Origin of the sequence: uncultured Plantibacter sp., from assembly GCF_963518075.1 — a bacterium.
GTDB classification, from domain to species: Bacteria; Actinomycetota; Actinomycetes; order Actinomycetales; family Microbacteriaceae; genus Plantibacter; species Plantibacter flavus_A.
The window spans coordinates 44,505-64,245 of sequence record NZ_CAUQHZ010000008.1 but is presented as its reverse complement, the minus strand read 5'-3'; the positions used below and the strand labels follow the sequence as shown (position 1 = coordinate 64,245).

Genomic DNA, 19,741 nt, shown 5'->3' with positions numbered 1-19,741 from the left:
GCCGCCGCCGCGGTCAGCGCGGGTAGACGCTGATCGGCGCCGCCAGCGGGTTCGGCGGTGTGACCGGCAGTGATGTGAGCCGCCCCGCCGCAGCGAGACTGATCGAGGCGTGGAGGCCGTCGCCCCCGGCGAGGACGTAACTCTGACCCGAGCCGACGCCGAGCGTCACCGCCGCGCCTGCCCCGATCTTCGCCGTGGTCTCCTTGCCGTCAGCCCCCGTCAACGTGAGTTCGGCGTCGGTGCCGGTCGGGTTGAAGACGTGGAGCTTCTGCCCCGGCCCGGTCGGGACGGTGAAGGCCGCGGTGTCGTCGAGTGCGGGCGTCGCTCCGAACCAGGCGAAGTCCTCGAGCGTTCCGCCGCGCGAGTTCGTCCTGGCCGCGGCGACCACCGGTCGGGTCGAGGTGACCTCCAGCGAGAACTCACCGGCCGGGAGGTCGGCCAGGGCGATCTCGCCGGGAACGCCCGGCTGGATGGTGGCGTCGATGACGATCGGCTCGTCCTTCGCGTTCTCCCGAGTGGCGGTGATCACGACGTCGGCGGGCTCGGATCCCGGCGCGAACAGTCTGAGGGCCGTGGCCCGGTCGTCGACGGACGCGGTGTCGGAGCTCGCCCCTGCGGCCGCCGGAGCCGTGACGACGACGCCCGGGATCACGAGGTCGGTCGAGGGCGACGCGGTCGGCCCCTGGACCTCCACGCCGCCGGGGGTCAGGACGCGGACCGTGCTCTGCTGGAGCGCGGCCACCACCTGACCACCCTCGCTCGTCACGTGCACGACGGGGGTCGGCTCGTTGGGCGCGAGGCCGGTGAGGGCGATCACCCGCTGCGTGCCGGTGGCGACGACGATCCCGGCGGCACCCGGAGCGTCGATCCGCCCGGCAGCACCGAAGACCTCGAGGGTCACGTTCGCATCGACGGCCGACGGATTGCTCAGCAGGACCAGCGTGGTGCGACCGATGTCGCTCGACCCGCCGACGAGCCAGCTCTCGGCCGAGGCCGGCGTGCAGGCGGCAGCCGCCAGACCGGCGACCTCGGCTTCGGCGGCGATCTGCGACTGCGCGCCACTCAGTGGGGTCACCGTCCCGTCGGTCGCGCCGGGGACGGTGATCACCGTGGGCCCGCCGTCCGCCGCGCCGCTCGTGTTGTCGGGTGCGGCCAGCTCACGCGTCGTGGGCGTCACCCCGTTCGCTCCGAAGTCGACACTCGCCGGGCCGAAGGAGCCGGCTGCCGTGGCGGCCGTCGCGTCCTGGGCCAGGGCGAGTAGCGGCCCAGGGCACACGACCGACTGGTCGCCGGCCACCGGAGTGACTCGGATGTCCTGAGGGGCGATCTCGACCGTCGGGAGGGGCAGTTGCCCGGCCGCTGCGATCGTGACCGCGGCGATCCCGATCCCGACGAGGCCGGTGACGATCCGACCGGAGGTGATGGCGACTCCGCGCTTACTGGGCATGCGGCTGCTCCGTTCCCGGGGTGTCCCGGCGGGTGGTGTCGGTATCCGGCGTCGTCACGGTCGCGTCGCTCGGATCCGCCTCGGACACGACGGCATCGCCCGTGGCGATCGCCGGTTCGTCGGGGACCTGGTCGGCCGTGGTGTTCGAGTCCACGACGGCGTCGGCGGCCGGCGTCGATCCGGTCACGTCGGGGTCCGGGTCGACGGCGTCTTCCACCACCACCCCGGTTCCATCGCGAGCGACGGTGTCATCGGCCGACGCGGCGTCGGGGGTCGACGGAGCGTCATCGACCGACACGGCGTCATCGGTTGCCTCGGCCTGTGCCGACGCGGGAGCGGGTGCCCCGGCGGAGGCCTGACCCCGGCGCCACCAACGCGGCTTGGAGGGACGGGTCGACCCGTCGGCGGTGTCGGCCGACGCGGATCCCTCCGCCTCGTCGTCGAGATCGGCGGTCGGTTCCTCGTCGTCATAGGTGCCGGTCGCGTCGTCGTCGATCACCGCGACCGTCGCCCCGGACGCGGCCGCCTTGCGAGCGGCACGGCCCTTCAGCTTCGCCGGCTTCCTGGATCCCGCGCGGTACCCGTCGCGGGACGCACCGTTGGGGATGCTCAGGAGCAGGGTGATGAGGAACACGACGCCCAGGCCGACACCGATGAGGGTGCCGAGCACGTTGGACGTGGGGAGCTCGGGGCCGGTGCCGACGTCCGCGACGGTGCGCCAGAGCGTCCCGCTCGTCGTGTCACCGACGGCGACCAGCGCTGCGTTGGCGTCGAGCGCACTCGCCGCGCGGCCGGCGGTCTGACCCGCCACCGTCTGCTCCTCGCCGTCTGCGACCGGCGACAGCAGCACGAAGGCGATGCCGTGCTCGACGAGGGTCTCCGTCGGGTCCAGCCCGCTCTGCGACGCGAGGTTGCCGGCGAGCTCGGCGACGACGCGGTCGTCCGAGGACACGCCGGGGGCCGTCTGGGCGATGGTCGACTGGCCGTCGAGCGTCTCCCCCTGGCCACGGATGACGACCGCGGTGATGGTGCCGTCGTCACCGGGTGTGATGACGAGGGTGCCGAGCCGAGGATCGGTCTGCGTCGCGGCCGTCACATAGGCGGGCAGCTGGCGGCCGGAGCTCTCACGAACCACCGAGGTGCCGAGGGGCTGGGCGAGGGCGAGTGGGAGGGCGATGACCGCAGCGGCGAGGACCATGACGAGCGCCGGGACCGCCCGGAACCGTGGGATGCGGTCGAGGCCGAGGGTCGCAGCGCCCGCGATTCCGAGCCAGTACAGGCTGATCGCCGCACCGGCCCAGATAGGGACGGCCGTTCCGGCGGCGGAGGCGAGGAGGAGATGCGTGGCGAACACTGCCGACACGAGACCGAGGAACGCCGCGATGAGCAACGGGACGGCCCGTCGGGAGCCCGGGAGGAACAGGGCCAGCAGAGCGACGATCGCGAGCGGCGCGAGCAGCGCGGGCACCACGATCACGGGAGCCGCACCCGGCAGCCCGAGCGCCGCACCGAGCTGGCTCCATCCACCCAGGCTGCCGCCGGGGAAGCCGAGGGACAGTTGCCAGCCGGACGCCGCGGTCGCAGGCGTCGCGACACCCGGGTCGGCGAGGAGTCCGAGCCAGTTGTTGCGATGGATGCCCTGCTGCCAGATGAGCGGAGCGAACAGCGCGATGGCGGGGATCGGGACGAGGCCGACCCTGGCGACTCCCCGACCGGCGAAGACCATCGCCACGAGCCAGATGACGAGCAACGCCGGGGCGAGGGAGGGCGAGCTCGCGACGATTGCGGCGAACAGGAAGGCGCTCGTGCCGGCTGCTGCCCACGACCGGGACGCGACCGCACCCGCGTAGAACAGCCAGGGCAGCAGGACGTGCACGATGACGGCCGCGGGACGACCGTCGGCGAGCGCGGTCAGGAGCGTCGGGGCGAGCGCCCAGAGCAGCGCCGCCACCGCACGGGGTCCGCTGCGCTCCGTGAGTCGGGTGGCGGCGAACCAGGCGCCGAGCGCGGAGAGCGGCAGCGCGAGCAGGAAGAGCAGGACCAGGGAGAACGAGGGCTGCCAGAAGGTGATGGTCCCGAGCACCGCGAGGACGGCGCTGAACGGGTCGGCGGCACCGACGAACCCGAGGCCGACGTCGCGCCACCCGAAGCCGATGTGCTGCCAGAGGTCGCCGACCGTCGCCGAGAGCGGGAGGAGTCCCCCGCCGGTGAGGTAGGTGGCGCCGAGGAGCGGGGCGAGGATCGCCGCTCCGATGACCGCCGTGGCGAGGACGACCCAGGCGCCTCCGCCGGAGAAGAAGCGGAGGTCGCGTTCCTCGCCGATGAAGCCGATCTGCGTCGCCTCCCGCGCGAGCGCGCGTTTGCGTCGCACCTCGTCGAGTCGCATCCGCAAGCCGGCGATGCTCGACCAGCCCAAGGTCCGGTTCTTCGCGAGCTGGCGCCGGGCGCTCCCGACCTTCGTCCCGGAGAACGCGACGGCGAACGCCGCCGAGAGCTCGCCCAGCACGAGCTCGGGCTGCTTCTTCACGAAGTGCCCGATGACCCGCAGGATGGCGAGGGGCACGAGGCTGAGCCAGTGCACCGGGACCATGATCCCGGGCGCATAGACGAGACGGCGGTGGAGCTGTGCGGCGCGGGCCTGACGGTGGCGGCGGCGACGCGCGCCGAGCCGGTTCGACCAGGAGGGCCCGGCGATGCCTTCGCCGGCGGAGGCGACCCGCGCCGTCGGCACGACCGCGACCAGGTAGCCCGCGAGGCGGGTCCTGATGCAGAAGTCGAGGGCGTCGTCCGCCACGAGGGCCTGGTCGAAGCCGCCCAACTGGTCCCACAGCTGATGGCGGACGAGCATGCCGGCCGGACCGACCGCCATCACGTCGTTCATGGTGTCGTGCTGGGCCTGGTCGAGCTCGTCCTCGACCACGGGGACCGCCGCACCGAGGGTGGTGATCGTCTCGCCGTAGCGACGGAGGAACGACGCGTCGTCCCAGTCGAGGATCTTCGGGCCGGCCACACCGACGGACGGTGAGACCTCGAGGGCGCCCAACAGTGCGGCGAGCGCCGTCGGCTCGGGAGCCGTGTCCTCCGAGAGCAACCAGAGCATCTGCTCGGCGTCCTCCGGCTGATCGGTGACGCGGACGCCGGCGGCCACGGCCTGCGCGAAGCTGAGGTCCTCGGTCGAGGTCACGAGCTTCATGCCGGGGACGCGGCCGAGTTCCTCGATCGTCGCCTCACTCGCGCGGGTGGCGACGGCGATGATCCCGTCCGCCGGACGGGTCTGGGCACGGAGGGCGTCGAGCGTGCGTGCGAGCGGCTCTGAGCCGTCGCGCACCACGAGAATCGCCGTTACTCGGGGAGACATCGGATTCAGACTAAGCGGGTGCGGCCGGAAGAGCGGGAACCGAGCGGGCGCGCCCCGAATCGGGGGCGTTCCGGTGAGCCGGGAACGGCTCGGTCGGCGTTCGAAGAAGCGTCAGACGGCGCGTTTGCGCAGCTTCCGGCGCTCGCGCTCGGAGAGGCCGCCCCAGATGCCGAAGCGCTCATCGTTCGCGAGCGCGTACTCCAGGCACTGCGACTTCACGTCGCAGCTGGTGCAGATCCGCTTCGCGTCGCGCGTGGATCCACCCTTCTCGGGGAAGAACGCCTCGGGGTCGGTCTGCGCGCACAGCGCATCGGTCTGCCAGGAGAGCTGGGTGTCGTCCTCGCCCTCCGCAGCGGGCTGACGAACGCCGGGGACTCCCAGATTGACCGGATCGACGAACCAGTCGTCGGGTACTCCGGCACGATACTCAGGAATCGCCATACCGTCTCCCCACCTACTCGTACCCTGCGCCACGCGGCGCGATACATAATTACACCCTTGTAGTTATGGTCGAGTCAAGTCGCACATCGTAAAGCCTCAATCACGAGGTGAGGGTTCGCGACGCGCCGCGTGTGACCCGAACTGGGTGTCGGAGCCCGTCGGGGCGGATCGTGCGGCCGCGCGACGTCAGTCGGCGGCGCGCCTGGCCCGCCATGCACTCTCCACCATCTGGCGCAGATCGTGTCGCATCCGCCAGTCGAGGTCGCGCGCTGCGAGCGCGCCGGACGCGACGATCCGTGCGGGATCGCCCGCCCTCCGCGGCATGATCTCGGGGGTGAAGTCGATCCCGGTCACCTCCGCCATCGCGGTCATGATCTCGCCGACGCTCGACCCGTCCCCGCTTCCGAGGTTGTACGCCGCCTCGAGGGGCTCACCCGCATCGAGCCGCTTGGCTGCGGCGACGTGCGCGGCCGCGAGATCCGCGACGTGCAGGTAGTCGCGGACGCAGGTGCCGTCCGGCGTCGGGTAGTCGTCGCCGTTGATGCGGGGGGTGCGTCCGGCGAGGAGCGCGTCGAAGACGAGCGGGAAGAGGTTGTGCGGGCTCGTGTCGTAGACCTCGTCCGTCCCGGAGCCGACGACGTTGAAGTACCGCAGCGACGTGTGGCGCAGCCCGGTGGCGACACCCTGGTCGCGGAGCAGCCACTCACCGATGAGCTTGGACTCGCCGTAGGGCGACTCGGGCGCTTTCGGGGTGTCTTCGGTGACGAGGTCGACGTCCGTGGTCCCGTACACCGCGGCGCTCGACGAGAAGACGATGCGCTCCACCCGGTGCTCCTCCATCGCGGCGAGCAGCATCGCGGTGGCCGTGACGTTCTGGGTGTACGTGTGGAGCGGGCGCTGCACGGAGACACCCGCGTACTTGTACCCGGCGACGTGGACGACACCGCTCAGCTCGAACTCGGAGAAGGTGCGCTCGAGGACCGAGCCGTCGAGCAGGGTTCCGCGGACAAACGGCACACCCGCAGGAACGAAGCGCTCGTGTCCGCTCGACAGGTCGTCGAGGACGACGACGTCGATCCCCTCCGCTTGGAAGGCCCGCACCACATGGGCTCCGATGTATCCGGCTCCGCCCGTCACCAGCCACGCCACGATGCTTCCTCCAGGGAGTCCTCCACCTGCCGTGCTGCAGACGGAGTGACCAGACTACTGGAGGCGCGTGCGTCGTGCGCCGGCACGGCTGGGGACGCGGCGATAGCCGTCGGTCAGGACGGCACGGAGGGTCGCGGCGGAAGCGACGACGGTGATGAGGACGGTGAGGATGCCGATGACGAGTGCGATGATGGACATGTCTGAAACTCTAGGAATGGCGAAAAACTGCCACCAGTGGCAGGATGGACGCAAATGAGCACATTCCTGCCAAATCGATCATCCGGAGGTCCCATGCTGTCGAAGGTCGCCCTGCTCGCCATTCCGGGGCTGCAACCGTTCGAGTTCAGCGTCGTCTGCGAGGTCTTCGGCATCGACCGGTCGGACCAGGGCGGTCCCGCCTTCGACCTCCGCATCGTCACGAAGGACCCCGGTCCGGTCCGGATGAACCTGAGCGACGACGGTGCGCGGGGCTTCGACATGATCGTCGACGACGACCTGTCGTTCGCGGCCGAGGCGGACCTCGTGGTGATCACCGGTCGTGGTGGATCGCGTGCCGGAGCGGTCGACGAGGCCTACCTCGACGTCCTCCGAGCGGCGGAGGCACGGGGTGCCTGGGTCCTCAGTGTGTGCAGCGGGTCGTTCGTCCTCGGTCAGGCAGGGCTGCTCGACGGTCGGCGCAGCACGACCCACTGGATGTACACCAGCGAGCAGCAGACGACGTTCCCGGGCACCACCGTCGACCCGGACGTGCTGTTCGTCGAGGACCGCAAGGTCATCACGGGCGCGGGGACCGCGGCCGGCATCGACGCGTGTCTGCACCTGGTGCGACAGGAGTACGGCGCGGCGAGCGCCAACGTCATCGCCCGCAGGATGGTCGTCCCACCTCAGCGCGACGGCGGTCAGGCGCAATACGTCCTCTCCCCCGTCGCGGTGCAGCAGTGCGAGTCGCTCGCCCCGGTCGTCGACTGGATGCTCGACCACCTCGCCGAGGACCTGCCCATCGGGCGCCTCGCGCGGCAGGCGCACATGTCCGAGCGGACCTTCGCACGCCGCTTCCGCTCGGAGCTCGGCAGCACGCCGGCCGCCTGGCTGAACCGGCAACGCCTGTTCCGAGCCCAGGAGATGCTCGAACGGACCGACCACGGTGTCGAGCGGATCGCGGCCGACACCGGGTTCGGCACCGCAGCCGTCCTCCGTCACCACTTCGACCGCGTCCTCGGGACCACGCCTGCCGCCTACCGGCGGAGTTTCGGGGTGCGGGAGAGCGCCTGAGCTGGGTGGACCGGGCCACCCGGCCGGGCGGTCAGGCCTGGGTCGTCGCCAGGAACAGGGTCCCGGTCCCGGAGAAGCGCAGCTCCGCCTCGTCGGGCGTGATGAAGGCGTAGCCACCTCGACCGAGCTCGATGGACGAGGTGGCTCCGGTGATCCGTACCGAGCCGTCGACCACGATCGCGATCCCGGGGCCGGGGAGTCGGAACGACGACCCCTGCTCGGACGGCTCACCGGACAGGTCCACCCGCAGCAGCTCGAAGTCCGGCACGTCAGGGACGAAGAGGCTGAGCCCCCCACCCAGGTCCGTCGGGGTGAGCCACGGCACCGGCCGCGGCTCGAACTCCAGGACCTCGAGCAGCTCGGGCACGTCGACGTGCTTCGGGGTGAGCCCGCCGCGCAGGACGTTGTCACTCGCGGCCATGAGCTCGACGCCGATGCCGCGGAGGTAGGCGTGGATGTTCCCGGCTGGGAGGTACAGCGCTTCGCCGGCTCGCAACGTGACGAGATTGAGGAGGAGTGCGACCGCGATGCCGGGATCGCCCGGATACTCCTGGGCGAGCCGTCCGACCAGGGTCCGCTCGGCGTCGAATGCACCCGAACCGGGAGCAGCGGCGGACGCGACGAGGGCGTCGAGCAGCCCGCCGGGGAGCTGCTCGAGCAGGGTTCGCACGGTGTCGCGGAGCCCGTCGGGGGCGGCCAGCATCCCGCGGAGCATGGTGATGCGCGCCGCAGCAGCCGGATCGGGCGACGAGGCCACCAGCTCGGCGAGCAGCGCATCGGTCGCATCGAGCTCGCGGAACCCGCAGAGCGCCTCGAAGCCGTCCCGGAGGGCGACGATGAGTTCCGGCTTGTGGAGCGCGTCCTTGTAGTTGCGGTGCGGGGCGTCGAGCGGCACCCCTCGCGCGTTCTCGGCGGCGAAGCCCGCGGCGGCGCGGTGCAGGTCGGGGTGGGCCTGCAGCGAGAGCGGATGAGCCGCTGCGAGGACCTTGAGGAGGAACGGCAGCGAGCCGTGCCCGCCGAGCGCGGAGGGATCGGCGGCGAGCCAGCGCTCGAGGTCGGCGTGTCCCCCCACCGTCGACGGATCCGCGATCGGCGTCGGCGCCCCGGGGTGTGCGCCGAGCCAGAGTTCCGCCTCCGGGCGCCCTGAGCGCTCGGACCCGAGCACCTCCGCGATCGCCGTCGACGACCCCCACGCGTAGTCACGAGGAGTGGCACGGAGCGGCACGAACATGGTGGGGCCCTTTCGACGGACGAGGGTGACGCGCCAGCCGGACCCTGGGGCCGCTTGGCGTCGTCCTACAAGCCGTGCGACGCGGTCGCCCGGCACCGTGCACCAAACTACCAAGCCGTTGTCCGCGCCGAGCGCACCTGCCTAGGCTGGCCGGGACGCCGATCCGGCGCCAGCGGACGCAATGGAGCAACGGACCATGATCTTCGAACCCCTCGCCAGCGACTTCTACGGCTTCGAGAGCCTTCTGACGGCTCCCGAGCAGGAGGCCATCGCCCGCCTTCGAGCCTGGGCCGAGACCGAGGCGAAGCCGATCGTGAACGAGTACTGGGAGCGAGCCGAGTTCCCGAAGCACCTCATCACCCCGCTCCTCGAGCTCGACGTCGCCCGATGGGCCTGGCCGGAGACGACGCCGTTCGAGAACAGCGCCGTGTTCCGCGGCCTCGCCTCGATGGAGCTCTCCCGGATCGACGCGTCGATCTCCACCTTCGTCGGGGTGCAGGACGGTCTCACCATGGGCTCGATCAGCGAGTGCGGCTCCCAGGAGCAGCAGGACGAATGGCTCCCGAAGCTCGCCTCCGGCGAGGTCCTCGGTGCCTTCGGACTCACCGAACCGCAATCGGGGTCGGACAGCGCACAGGGGCTCCGCACCACGGCGACCAGGGACGGCGACGACTGGATCCTGTCCGGCTCGAAACGGTGGATCGGCAATGCGACCTTCAGCGACATCACGATCATCTGGGCGAAGGACACCGCCGACGGTCAGGTGAAGGGCTTCATCGTGCCGACCGACTCCCCCGGCTACTCCGCGACCAAGATCGAGGGCAAGATCAGCCTGCGCATGGTGCAGAACGCCGACATCACCCTCGACGACGTCCGGGTCCCCGAGCGCCTCCGGCTGCAGCACGCGAACTCCTTCCGCGACACGGCGAAGGTACTGCGACTCACGCGCGCCGGCGTCGCCTGGTCGAGTGTCGGCGTCGCTGTCGGCGCGTACGAGGCGGCGGTCGCCTACGCCAAGGAGCGCGTGCAGTTCGGCAAGCCGATCGCGGGCCACCAGCTGATCCAGGACCTCCTCTCGAAGTGCCTCGGGAACATCACCGCGTCGATGGCGATGTGCGTCCGGGTCTCGCAGATGCTCGACGAGGGCAGCCAGCGCGACGAGCACTCCGCGCTCGCCAAGGCGTTCTGCACCGCGCGGATGCGCGAGACGGTCGCGTGGGCACGGGAGATCATGGGCGGGAACGGCATCGTGCTGGACTACCACGCCGCCCGGTTCTTCGCGGATGCCGAAGCCCTCTACAGCTATGAGGGCACGCGGGAGATGAACGCGCTCATCGTCGGGCGGGCCATCACCGGCACTGCGGCGTTCGTCTGACCACCGCGCTGGACCAGGGCCTCGGCGGCGGCCGCAGCCGCTACCCTGGGGGCACGATGCTGTCCACCGAACCCGCCCCGCCCCGCCCGCCGGCAGCGCTGACGACACGCGCACTCGTCGTCAGGCACGTCGCGGTGTTCGCGACGTTCGCGGTGCTCGCCGGGACGTTCTGGACGAACCTCTTCACCATCTGGGGCTACACGGCGGTGGCACTCGTCTCAGGTGGTGCCGCCCTCGCGTGCCTGATGGTCGTCCGCCCGAACTGGCGCCGCACCCGGGTGCCGTGGTCACTCGTCGGCTACGGGGTGCTGTCGATCGTCTCGATCGCCTGGTCCGCCTACCCCAGCGGCACGGCCGCGACCCTGCTCGGTGCGGCGCTGTGCACCATCCTCGGCGTGACCCTCGCCGGCTGTTTCTCCTGGCCCGAGGTCATCCGCGTCCTCGGCCGTGCCGTGACGTGGGTGCTGTCACTCTCCCTCCTCTTCGAGTTCGTCGTCGCGGCGATCATCCGGCACCCGGTCCTCCCGAACTTCTACGCCGGGGACTCGGCGGACCCGCCCCTGCTCGACTATTGGTCGCGGGACCTCCTGTTCTCCGGAGGACGCATCCAGGGCATCTCGGGGAACGCCAACCTCCTCGCCGTGGTGGCGCTGCTCGGGATCATCGTCTTCGGGCTCCGGCTGGCGGCGCGCCGCGACGAGCCCGGCGCAGCCGGGCTGGCCGGCCCGGAACGTCGCTGGACCCTGCTCATCCGTCTCGGTCTCTCCGTCGTGATGTTCCTCCTGAGCTTCTCGACCACCATCCTGCTCGCCGCCGTGGTGACGGCGGTGGTCCTCGCCGCTGCACTGGCGATCCGTCGGGCACCTCGCCCGGAGGCGAGGACACCGGTGTACCTCGGCTTCCTCGGCATCGGGGTCGTCGGTGCGGTGGGAGCGGTCGTCTTCCGGACGCAACTCCTCGGCCTGCTCGGGAAGAGCCCGGACCTCACCGGTCGACTCGACATCTGGGCGACCGTGTGGCGCCTCATCGAACAGCGGCCGGTCTTCGGATGGGGCTTCTCGAGTCCGTGGGCACCGTGGGAGCCGCTCTTCACCGACCTGGTCATCCGACGCGGCGTCCGACAGCTCCAGGCGCACAACGCCTGGCTCGACGTCTGGTTCCAACTCGGCGTCGTCGGCCTGGTGCTCTTCGCCGCGGTCGTCCTGTCCATGTTGACCCGCACCTGGTTCCTGGCCGTCGACCGTCCACGCGTCGACCTCGACGCACAGCGGCCGTACACGGCCCTGTCGCTCGCCCCCGTCCTCATCGCGGTCTCCCTCGTCGTGCAGTCGGTCGCGGAGAGCCGGATACTCATCGAATCCGGCTGGGTCCTCCTCGTGCTCCTCGTGGTGAAGACCAAGCAGGAACCCGCCTGGCCTGTTCCCACCGTGGCGGCCTCCTCCGACCTCGCACCCGCGCACCGGCGCGACGTCATCCGCGGATGAGCCCGGCGTGAGACCGGCGGACTTCGACGCGTTCTCCGTCGCCGCGCGCGTCCTGTCGTCGGCGCCGCTGGCCGCCGCGTTCGCCACCATCGCCGTCGCGACCGCCTTCGGTGAGCACCTCGTCACGAGCCTGATCGGTGTCGCCGGGTTCAGCGCGATGCTCGTCGGCCTCACGACGATCGGCACGGGCATCCTCCTCGCACGCCTCCCCATCATCGAGTGGCGTGGCCTCCTGCCGATCTCGGTCCTGCTGTTCCTCGCCTGGAGCGCGGTGTCGGTGGTGTGGAGCGCCACGCCCCTCGCGACCCTGCCCGCCATCGGCGGGCAGCTCGCGTGGGCCTTCATCGCCATCGTGATCGCGCTGACCCGCGACACCATCCAGATCGTCCGGGCGACGGGCACCGCCTTCCGCGCGCTCCTCGGCACGTCCCTGGCGCTCGAGGTCGTGAGCGGCGTCCTCATCGACACCCCGTTGCCGTTCCTCGGCATCAGCGGGAACCTCGCCTTCGGCGGTCCGCTGGAGGGGGTCTTCGGAACCCGGAGCGCCCTCGGGATCGCGGCCCTGCTCGGTCTCGTCACCTTCGTCGTCGAATGGCGGACCCGTTCCGTGCGGCACGGGGTGACGATCGGGTCCATCGCGCTCGCCGCCGGGCTCATCCTCGGCACGCGCTCGCCGAGCGTCGCGCTCCTCGCCGCGGCCCTCGGCATCGCGACCGCCGTGCTCTACGTCTTCCGGCAACTCCGGCCGGAACCGCGCCGCACCTGGCAGTTCGTCCTGCTCACCGTCCTCGCGCTCATCGGCCTCATCGGGTACCTGTTCCGATCCGAGGTGTTCCGCGTCCTCGGTCTCGGGCTCGAAATCGAGCAGCGCTACGCACTCTGGCAGGAGACCCTGCGACGCCTGGCCCCGAGCGAGCTCAACGGCTGGGGCTGGACGGGCGGCTGGGTCTCGGATGCGGTCCCGTACCGGTTCATCGACGCGAGCCTCGGCCGCACGAACGACTCGGCGCTGAACGCCTACCTGGACGTGTACCTGCAGCTCGGACTGATCGGGCTCGCCCTGTTCCTCCTCCTCGGCGGTCTGGCGCTCGTGCGGACCTGGCTCATCGCGACCAACCGACGCAGCGTCGTGCACGTCTGGGCTGCCCTCATCGTCGTGACCCTGCTCGCATCGGGCGCTGCCGAGAGCAGCCTGCTGTTGAGCGGCGGCTGGCTGCTCCTCGTCGTCTGCGCGGTCATCGGTGCCGGCGGACTGAGCTGGCGGCACAAGCTTCCGGAACGCTGAACCCGGCCCCGAGCGGCGCCGGATCACCGTGCATCGGTTCCCGGGGCGACGACCGCTCGCACCGTCTGCGCGAGGATCTTCAGGTCGATCGCGGCCGACCGGTTCTCCACGTAGTACAGGTCGAGGTCGACCGAGTCGTCCCAGGAGAGGTTGGACCGCCCGCTGACCTGCCACAGTCCGCTCATACCCGGCTTCACCAGGAGGCGTCGCTGGGCGAGCAGATCGTAGCGTTCGACCTCCCACCCACGGTGCGGCCGCGGCCCGACGAGGCTCATCGAACCCCCCAGGACGTTCAACAACTGCGGGAGCTCGTCGAGCGAGTACTTCCGGAGGATCCGTCCGATCGGGGTCACGAGCGGGTTGTCCGGAGCCTTCGAGAGCAGTTCGTCCGCATGCTGCTGCACGGCGAGGGCTGCTCCGGTGTCGGCGTCGGCGACCATCGAGCGGAACTTCAGGATCTGGAAGGGGCGGCCGCGCAGGCCGACGCGCTCCTGCCGGTACAGCACGGTCCCCCGACTCGTCGTCTTCACCGCGAGCGCGACCGCGAGCATGACCGGGGCCAGCAGCAGGAGCAGCGTCGCGGAACCGATGACGTCGAACGCCCGCTTCGCCGCCGCCTCCAGCCGCGACAGCTCCAGGTGGTCGACATGGATGAGCGGGATGCCGGCCACCGCCTGGAGGTACAGGCGGGTCGAGGCCACCCCCGTGAGCGTCGGCGCGATGATGAACTTCACCCCGCGCTCACTGAGGTCCCAACCCAGGCGGCGGAGCTCGGCGGGGGTGAGTTCGACTGGGCCGACGAGGATCACCGTGTCCGCTTCGACCTCCTCGGCGGCATCGACGATCGAGGGCCGCCCGGTGAGGACGGGGGCACCCACGATGCGGTCATCGTCGACGATGCCCGGGGTCGCGACGCCCACCACCCGATGCCCTGCCCAGTCGCCCCGGCGCATGCGCTCGGCGACATGCACCGCCTGGTCGCGGTCCCCCACGAGCAGTGTGCGGTAGACGAATGCGCTTCCGCGTCGCCGCGCACGGAGGTGTCGACGGGCGCCCCATCGGACCGCCAGGAGGAGGGCTACCCCGAGCGGCATGGCGGTGAGCAGGAACCCGCGTCCGATCTCGAGCTTGAGGAGATAGGACGCCATCGCCACCGTGCCGAAGACCGTCGTCGTCACGACCACGACCCGTCGATAGGGCGTCCAACCGTCCGCAAGGACCCGCGGGTGGCGCGATCGGGCCGCTGCCAGGGGCGACCACCACGCGACGGCGAGCGCGAGGGTGACCGCCGGGTAGCCGAGGTCTCGGCGTCCGAACGGCCCCACGACCTCCACGGTCCCGCGCCAGTACGCGTCCCACCACAGGAGCTGGGTCACGGTGAGCGCCAGGGTGACGGCCAGGAGGTCGAGGACGAGGACCATGCGCGAGCACCGTCGCTCCCAGCAGCGGCGGGCTTCGACGAAGGGCATGACGGTGGCCTCCCTGGGGATGTTTTGGTGTGCATCGGATCGAGCCTCGGCGCGCACGAGGCGCGGTGGGCGAGGTCGATCGCCGAGGTGCGAGACGACCCGGCGACAATCGAGCATAATGTATTCGACCAACTGAAGTATCCGATTCCAGCGCAACGCTCGGTGTCGATCCGGACGGAGCAACCATGCCCTACCTCGAGACCATGCGACGGCGCGCCGAGACCTCCTTCGTCGAGCTGCATCGCGGCGTCACCGAACTCCACTACACCCAGTTCCCCGATCACCGGAACTCGGGCGATTCAGCCATCGCCCTCGGACAGGCCAGGTTCTGGCGCGCACACGGCATCGACGTGCGCACGACCTCGAGCGCCGGCAGCATGCCCGAGCGGGTCCGGGACGCGTCGATCCCGGTCCTCATCCAGGGCGGCGGCAACCTCGGAGGCCTCTACCCGGTGCTGAGCGAGGCTCGCTACGAACTCGCGGAGCGCCTCCCAGCCGACACCTTGCTCATCCAGGCACCGCAGTCGGTCGTCTTCCCCACGGATGCGGACCGCCGGGCGTTCTCCCGACGGTTCGCCGCCCGGCTCAACCTGCGGGTCGCCGTCCGCGACCAGACCTCCTACGACCTCCTCCGTGACGAGGTCGAGGACCTCAGCCTCTCGCCGGACGCGGTGCACCTCCTCGGCCCGATCAGCGCCCCCGAACCGACCCAGCGGCGCATCGTCATCGCCCGGACGGACGGCGAGAGCGCGGGTGGGCTCGTGGGCTCCGAGAGCGCCGACTGGCCGGCCGACCCCCTGGACCTCCGGGCGCACGAGTGGCTCGGCTGGCGCGCGGCGAAGCACCCGGTGTTGAAACCGCTCATGGAGCGCGATCATGCCGCGTGGATGCGGCGAGCCGAACGTCGATTCGATGCCGCCGTCCGGCTGATCGCCCGCGGCGAGGTGGTCGTCACCGATCGCCTCCACGCCATGCTCATCGGGCTGCAGATGGGCCGCCGGGTCGTCGCGCTCGACAACAACAACCGCAAGCTGTCGAACTACGCGGAGACCTGGTTCGGCGACCTCCAGCCGAGGTTGCGCTTCGAGCACACGATCCGTCCGTGACCTCCCGGCAGCCTTTCGCGGACCTGACGCGGCGGGACGCGGCCAGGGCCCGCGCGGAGGCCAGCGCCGACCGGGCCGTGTGGCGCCGGCAGCTGACGCGACGGACGCCCGATGTCAGCGGGCGGGAACGTGACCGCCCGCTCGTCGGCGGTTCGCTCCTCCTGATCGCCTCCCTCCTCGCGCTCGCCTGGGTGGCAGCCGAGCAACCAGGACTGCCCGGGCACTTCGCGAACGACGAGGGCACGATCATCAGCGTGAATCGGGGGACGTTCACCGAGGCCGACTCGTCGTTCCGGCTCATCGCCGCGGTCTACCGCTGGATGGGCCTGGCCGAGCTGCCGACGCTCGCCGCCCTCGTCGGTGTCGCGAGCTACCTGCTCGTCCTGACGGCGGCGATCTCACGCACCCGGACGACGACGGCCGAGTGGGTGGACTGGGCCATCATCATCAGCTGCGTCGCGCTCGCCGCGGTCTACCACGGCGCGTACACGAAGGACCTGCTGACGGTGGGCGCGGTACTCGCCCTTATCGCCCACCGCGGACGAGGTCTGTTGGCCGAGCTGGTGCCGGTGGCCGCGATACTGCTGTACGCCCAGGGCTTCCGCACGTACTGGTTCCTCGTGGCCGGCCTCTATCTGGCGCTCCGTCTCGCCCTGCGAGCACGGCGCGGCTGGAGGGCCACCCTGGCGGTCGTCCTCGTGCTCTACGCCGGACTCTCCGTCGTCTTCCCGCTGGTCGTCGGTGTCGACCTCGACCACTACCGCCTGATGGTGAACGAGCACCGCACCGCGGAATCGGTCAACACCCTGATCGTGCAGTTCTTCCCCGGTGCCGGCCCCGTGTCCGGGTTCGTCAACAGTGTCCTCACCTTCGTCTCGTTCATCATCCCGATCCCGCTGATGCTCCGCGGCGGGGCGATCTACCTCGTCGTGGCGCTCGTCCTGCTGGTCATCTGGGGATCACTCATCGCCGCGATCCGGTCGGCGAGGCTGCGAGCGCCCCGCGGCGCTCCGATCCTCACAGCGTTCCAGAACCGCTTGTTCGCGGCGATCCTCGCCTTCCTGATCGTGCAGTCGATCTTCGAGCCGGACTACGGCTCGTTCCTCCGGCATCTCACGCCGATGCTGATCGTCGCCGTGTGCCTCCTCCTGTCTCTGCGACCTGGAGCGACGGCACCCCCGGCCCCGCGGAGGCCGACCTCCGCTGCGTCCCGCGCGCATCAGCGACGTACGGACACGACGGATGCTGCGGCGACGCGCACGTCCGCTGCGACGCGCGCCCACGAGAACGGACCCGCTGCAGCAAGGACACCCGCCGCTGAGAGCGTCTGGTAGCGACCGGCGTCGGCGAGGATCTCCTCCAGCGCGTCGGCGAGCGCGGTCGACGTCACCGCCGTGGCCACGATGCCCGATCCTGACGCGATCGTCTGCTCGGCGAGGCCGCCGACCGGCGTCACGACGGAGGGCACCCCGAGCGCCATCGCGTAGGCGAGCACACCGGACTGACTGGCCTCGGTGTACGGCAGCAGGGCGATGTCGAACCCGCCGACCACCTGTGCGATCTCCTCCTGACCGACCCAGCGGTTCTCGAGCTCGTCGTCCTCGTGTCGGAGGAGGTCGAGAGCGTCGTCGGTCCCGGACCCGACGACCCGCAATCGGACCCGGATCCCGCGACGTCGCAGTTCGGTGATCGCTCCCACCCCGAGACCGAGCCCCTTGTACGCCGACAGCCGACCGAAGCATCCGACGACCGGAACACCCTCCCGGTACGTCGACCGGACCACGGCACGGCCCGCGTCGACCTGGTATGCGGCATGGACGGTCTCGTGGACGCGGTCCGCGCGGAACTCACCACGGGACGCGAGTGCATCGGCGACCGGCGCGGAGAACACGATCGCTCCGTCCGCCGCCCGACGCTCGGCGCGACGCAGGAGGTGCTCGAGCCGCGAGAAGTCCCCGGGGTGCATCGTCGCGTCATGGACGCAGAGCAGACTCCGACGACCGCCGAAGCGGAACACGGGCGCGACCGCCCCCTGCCAGAGCTGCTCCATGGCGGTGACGACGACGTCGATGCGATGCCGCCGGAGGAACCGGTCGAGCCGGAACGCCGCCCAGAGCAGACGCGGGAGACCGAGCACCGCGCCGCGCTTGTCGCGATACGTGCGGATCGGGAAGGACGGCACACCGAGTGCCACGAACCGGTCGGCCACCTCGGCGTCGAGGGAATAGGACACGACGACATCGCAGCCGTCCTCCTGAAGCGCCTGAGCCAGTTCCTGGGCGAAGAGCGGGCCCGCACCGGTGCGTCCCCACTGCACCACAGCGACCCGCATCAGGTCACCTGCGGTATCCGGTAGGCCTCGGCGATCGCCGTCCGCTGGTGGGCGGGCGTGTGGCCCCGGAGGCGGTCCGACCAGCGGGCGACGTTCGCCTCGGCCCACGCGGCGAAGGCCCGGGGCCCGGCCAGCCTGCTGGCGATGAGCGCCTCGAGACCACCGTCGAGCGTGAGGGCGTCCGGGAGCGTCCCGAACGCGGCGATCGGGCGGACGAGCGTCGGGACACCAGCCTGCACCGCCTCCAGGACGGCGAGCGGGAACCCCTCCCAGGCGGCGGTATGGAGGTAGACGTCGCTCTGCGCGAGCCGCCTGCCCACCTCGGCGTGCGGAATCCACCCGGTGACGTGTACACCGGAGGCCTCCAACCGGGTGACGTCGTCGTCCGCGCCACCACCCATCCAGACCGGGACCACCTCGATCCCTCCCGCACGGATCGACGCCGCGGCGTCGGCGAACCGCATCGGGTCCTTCTGCGGAGCGATCCGCCCGAGGCTCGCGACCAGCAGCGGCCGGTGCCGCTCCAGGCCGTCTCGGCGGGCATCGCACAGCGGAACCGCGACCACGTTCGGCACGTGGACCACGCGCGGTCGGAGGGGCCCGCGCCGTTCCGCAGCTGCGGCCTCGCCCTCGGAACAGGCGGCGATGGTCTCGACGTTGAACGAGAGCAGCCACTCCACGGCCCGGAAGGTACGGCGGCTCCAGACCGAGAGGTCGGCGCGCTCGAACGCGTAGCAGTGCGGGGTGTAGACGATGCGGGTCCGCGGCGAACTGCGCAGGGCCACGCGGGCGTACGCGCCGGCGAAGCTCGAGTGGGCGTGCACGATGTCGGCCGCGGTCCGACGGCGCACACGGCGGATCGCTCGCACGGCAGCGAGCGGTCGCCGCCCGAGGGCAGTCACGGACGTGAAGCAGTCGGACAGCGTGTCGTCGACGGGGGCACCGTCCGGGATCTGCGCGAGCAGGTGGTGTTCGACACCCGGCGGTGAATTCCGCACGTACGCCTCGATCGCCACGGGGATGCCACCCGCATAGCAGTCGGTGACGTGGAGCACGGTCGTCATGGCACTCCTTCACGGACTCGGTTGTCGGAACGTCTCGCCCTGTCATGATAAATATCAGCGGAGGGCATCTGTAATATACTGGTCGACCCAGTGAACTCCAAACTCCGCCGATTCGAAGGACCCCGTGCCGAAAACGCTGCGCCGAATCCTCCTGCGTCTCCGCAAACTGTCCGTGAACGCCTCGGGCCTGGTCCGCGCCGGCATCCTGCTGTGGATCCGCGCCGGTGCGAGTCCGCGCCTCGCGATCTTCGAAGGGCGCGCGCCCGTCCTCGTGATCCCCGGAACCTTTCGTGCGGGCGTGCGCCTCAAGCTCCGTTCGACCACGCAGCGCTCGTCGATATCCACCGGCCCAGGCGGCTCGCTCGTCCTCGGCGACCGGGTCTTCATCAACCAGGGGTCGTGCATCCACGCCGAGCAGTCGATCGTGATCGGCGACCGCGTGTCGATCGGAGACGGCGCGCGGATCTACGACACGAACTTCCATCCGGTGCGGCCCGGGCAGCCCGTCAAGGTCGAGCCGGTGGTCATCGAGGACGACGTCTGGCTGGCCGCCGGGGTCACCGTGTTGGCGGGCGTGACGATCGGACGGGGGTCCGTGATCGGGACCGGAGCCATCGTCACTCGGTCCGTCGCTCCAGGGTCCCTCGTCGTCGGTCCCGCCGCATCGACCGTCGAACGGTTCCCGATCCCGTCAGCATTCCGACGGACCCCGTGACACCCGACGGACT

16 protein-coding genes are annotated in these 19,741 nt (G+C 70.8%); 7 read left to right on the top strand and 9 right to left on the bottom strand.

Annotation, left to right across the window (positions count from 1 at the left end):
- Window positions 1–13: 13 nt before the first annotated feature.
- From RWN05_RS11050 to RWN05_RS11030, 5 genes are all read right to left on the bottom strand, one after another.
- Window positions 14–1,447: a DUF5719 family protein gene (locus RWN05_RS11050; RefSeq protein ID WP_121291867.1), complete on the bottom strand. Its 1,434-nt coding sequence runs from the start codon at window positions 1,445–1,447 to the stop codon at window positions 14–16.
- Window positions 1,437–4,805: a glycosyltransferase gene (locus RWN05_RS11045; protein WP_314139545.1), complete on the bottom strand. Its 3,369-nt coding sequence runs from the start codon at window positions 4,803–4,805 to the stop codon at window positions 1,437–1,439. Before RWN05_RS11045 ends, RWN05_RS11050 begins: the two co-directional genes overlap by 11 nt.
- A 111-nt stretch (window positions 4,806–4,916) precedes the next feature.
- Window positions 4,917–5,246 (bottom strand): WhiB family transcriptional regulator, encoded by a 330-nt coding sequence (locus RWN05_RS11040; protein ID WP_079002812.1) that lies wholly within the window; start codon window positions 5,244–5,246, stop codon window positions 4,917–4,919.
- Window positions 5,247–5,432: 186 nt separating this feature from the next.
- Window positions 5,433–6,395 carry a UDP-glucose 4-epimerase GalE gene (gene galE, locus RWN05_RS11035; protein ID WP_314139544.1) on the bottom strand — a complete coding sequence of 321 codons (963 nt, stop codon included), beginning with the start codon at window positions 6,393–6,395 and terminating at the stop codon, window positions 5,433–5,435.
- A 54-nt stretch (window positions 6,396–6,449) separates the two neighbouring features.
- Window positions 6,450–6,593 carry a hypothetical protein gene (locus tag RWN05_RS11030; RefSeq protein ID WP_314139543.1) on the bottom strand — a complete coding sequence of 48 codons (144 nt, stop codon included), beginning with the start codon at window positions 6,591–6,593 and terminating at the stop codon, window positions 6,450–6,452.
- A 93-nt stretch (window positions 6,594–6,686) separates the two neighbouring features.
- Between RWN05_RS11030 and RWN05_RS11025 the strand changes: the two genes are divergently transcribed.
- Complete coding sequence (locus tag RWN05_RS11025; protein WP_314139542.1) at window positions 6,687–7,667, top strand: helix-turn-helix domain-containing protein; 981 nt, start codon at window positions 6,687–6,689, stop codon at window positions 7,665–7,667.
- Between the two features lie 31 nt (window positions 7,668–7,698).
- Here RWN05_RS11025 and manA read toward each other — a convergent pair whose 3' ends face one another.
- On the bottom strand, window positions 7,699–8,898 hold the full coding sequence (gene manA / locus RWN05_RS11020; protein WP_175117733.1) for a mannose-6-phosphate isomerase, class I: 1,200 nt from the start codon (window positions 8,896–8,898) through the stop codon (window positions 7,699–7,701).
- Between the two features lie 196 nt (window positions 8,899–9,094).
- Between manA and RWN05_RS11015 the strand changes: the two genes are divergently transcribed.
- The 3 genes from RWN05_RS11015 to RWN05_RS11005 are packed head-to-tail and all read left to right on the top strand — an operon-like array spanning window position 9,095 to window position 13,042.
- Entirely contained in the window at window positions 9,095–10,273 is a 1,179-nt protein-coding gene (locus RWN05_RS11015; RefSeq protein WP_314139540.1) for an acyl-CoA dehydrogenase family protein, read from the top strand.
- Window positions 10,274–10,329: 56 nt separating this feature from the next.
- Window positions 10,330–11,757, top strand: a complete 1,428-nt coding sequence (locus RWN05_RS11010) for an O-antigen ligase family protein (protein WP_314139539.1) — start codon at window positions 10,330–10,332, stop codon at window positions 11,755–11,757.
- A 7-nt stretch (window positions 11,758–11,764) separates the two neighbouring features.
- Window positions 11,765–13,042, top strand: a complete 1,278-nt coding sequence (locus RWN05_RS11005) for an O-antigen ligase family protein (protein ID WP_285039429.1) — start codon at window positions 11,765–11,767, stop codon at window positions 13,040–13,042.
- A gap of 23 nt (window positions 13,043–13,065) precedes the next feature.
- Here RWN05_RS11005 and RWN05_RS11000 read toward each other — a convergent pair whose 3' ends face one another.
- On the bottom strand, window positions 13,066–14,511 hold the full coding sequence (locus tag RWN05_RS11000) for a sugar transferase (protein WP_314139538.1): 1,446 nt from the start codon (window positions 14,509–14,511) through the stop codon (window positions 13,066–13,068).
- 185 nt (window positions 14,512–14,696) lie between these two features.
- On the opposite strand from RWN05_RS11000, the gene RWN05_RS10995 reads away from it, so the two are divergent.
- Window positions 14,697–15,617, top strand: a complete 921-nt coding sequence (locus RWN05_RS10995) for a polysaccharide pyruvyl transferase family protein (RefSeq protein WP_079002817.1) — start codon at window positions 14,697–14,699, stop codon at window positions 15,615–15,617.
- Window positions 15,614–16,951 (top strand): hypothetical protein, encoded by a 1,338-nt coding sequence (locus tag RWN05_RS10990; protein ID WP_314139536.1) that lies wholly within the window; start codon window positions 15,614–15,616, stop codon window positions 16,949–16,951. Before RWN05_RS10995 ends, RWN05_RS10990 begins: the two co-directional genes overlap by 4 nt.
- On the opposite strand, the gene RWN05_RS10985 is transcribed toward RWN05_RS10990, so the two are convergent.
- Together RWN05_RS10985 and RWN05_RS10980 are read right to left on the bottom strand one after the other, a co-directional pair.
- Window positions 16,837–17,949 carry a glycosyltransferase family 4 protein gene (locus RWN05_RS10985; protein WP_314139534.1) on the bottom strand — a complete coding sequence of 371 codons (1,113 nt, stop codon included), beginning with the start codon at window positions 17,947–17,949 and terminating at the stop codon, window positions 16,837–16,839. The genes RWN05_RS10990 and RWN05_RS10985 overlap by 115 nt on opposite strands.
- Window positions 17,949–19,013 (bottom strand): glycosyltransferase family 4 protein, encoded by a 1,065-nt coding sequence (locus RWN05_RS10980; protein WP_079002819.1) that lies wholly within the window; start codon window positions 19,011–19,013, stop codon window positions 17,949–17,951. The genes RWN05_RS10985 and RWN05_RS10980 overlap by 1 nt, the downstream gene beginning before the upstream one ends.
- A 124-nt stretch (window positions 19,014–19,137) precedes the next feature.
- On the opposite strand from RWN05_RS10980, the gene RWN05_RS10975 reads away from it, so the two are divergent.
- Entirely contained in the window at window positions 19,138–19,728 is a 591-nt protein-coding gene (locus tag RWN05_RS10975) for an acyltransferase (RefSeq protein WP_314139532.1), read from the top strand.
- Window positions 19,729–19,741: the final 13 nt, after the last annotated feature.

Excerpts from the sequence above, each read along its gene's own strand:
- RWN05_RS11050 (WP_121291867.1), bottom strand. The coding sequence starts at position 1,447 with ATGCCCAGTAAGCGCGGAGTCGCCATCACCTCCGGTCGGATCGTCACC.
- RWN05_RS11045 (WP_314139545.1), bottom strand. The coding sequence starts at position 4,805 with ATGTCTCCCCGAGTAACGGCGATTCTCGTGGTGCGCGACGGCTCAGAG.
- RWN05_RS11040 (WP_079002812.1), bottom strand. The coding sequence starts at position 5,246 with ATGGCGATTCCTGAGTATCGTGCCGGAGTACCCGACGACTGGTTCGTC.
- RWN05_RS11030 (WP_314139543.1), bottom strand. The coding sequence starts at position 6,593 with ATGTCCATCATCGCACTCGTCATCGGCATCCTCACCGTCCTCATCACC.
- RWN05_RS11025 (WP_314139542.1), top strand. The coding sequence starts at position 6,687 with ATGCTGTCGAAGGTCGCCCTGCTCGCCATTCCGGGGCTGCAACCGTTC.
- manA (WP_175117733.1), bottom strand. The coding sequence starts at position 8,898 with ATGTTCGTGCCGCTCCGTGCCACTCCTCGTGACTACGCGTGGGGGTCG.
- RWN05_RS11015 (WP_314139540.1), top strand. The coding sequence starts at position 9,095 with ATGATCTTCGAACCCCTCGCCAGCGACTTCTACGGCTTCGAGAGCCTT.
- RWN05_RS11010 (WP_314139539.1), top strand. The coding sequence starts at position 10,330 with ATGCTGTCCACCGAACCCGCCCCGCCCCGCCCGCCGGCAGCGCTGACG.
- RWN05_RS11000 (WP_314139538.1), bottom strand. The coding sequence starts at position 14,511 with ATGCCCTTCGTCGAAGCCCGCCGCTGCTGGGAGCGACGGTGCTCGCGC.
- RWN05_RS10995 (WP_079002817.1), top strand. The coding sequence starts at position 14,697 with ATGCCCTACCTCGAGACCATGCGACGGCGCGCCGAGACCTCCTTCGTC.
- RWN05_RS10985 (WP_314139534.1), bottom strand. The coding sequence starts at position 17,949 with ATGCGGGTCGCTGTGGTGCAGTGGGGACGCACCGGTGCGGGCCCGCTC.
- RWN05_RS10980 (WP_079002819.1), bottom strand. The coding sequence starts at position 19,013 with ATGACGACCGTGCTCCACGTCACCGACTGCTATGCGGGTGGCATCCCC.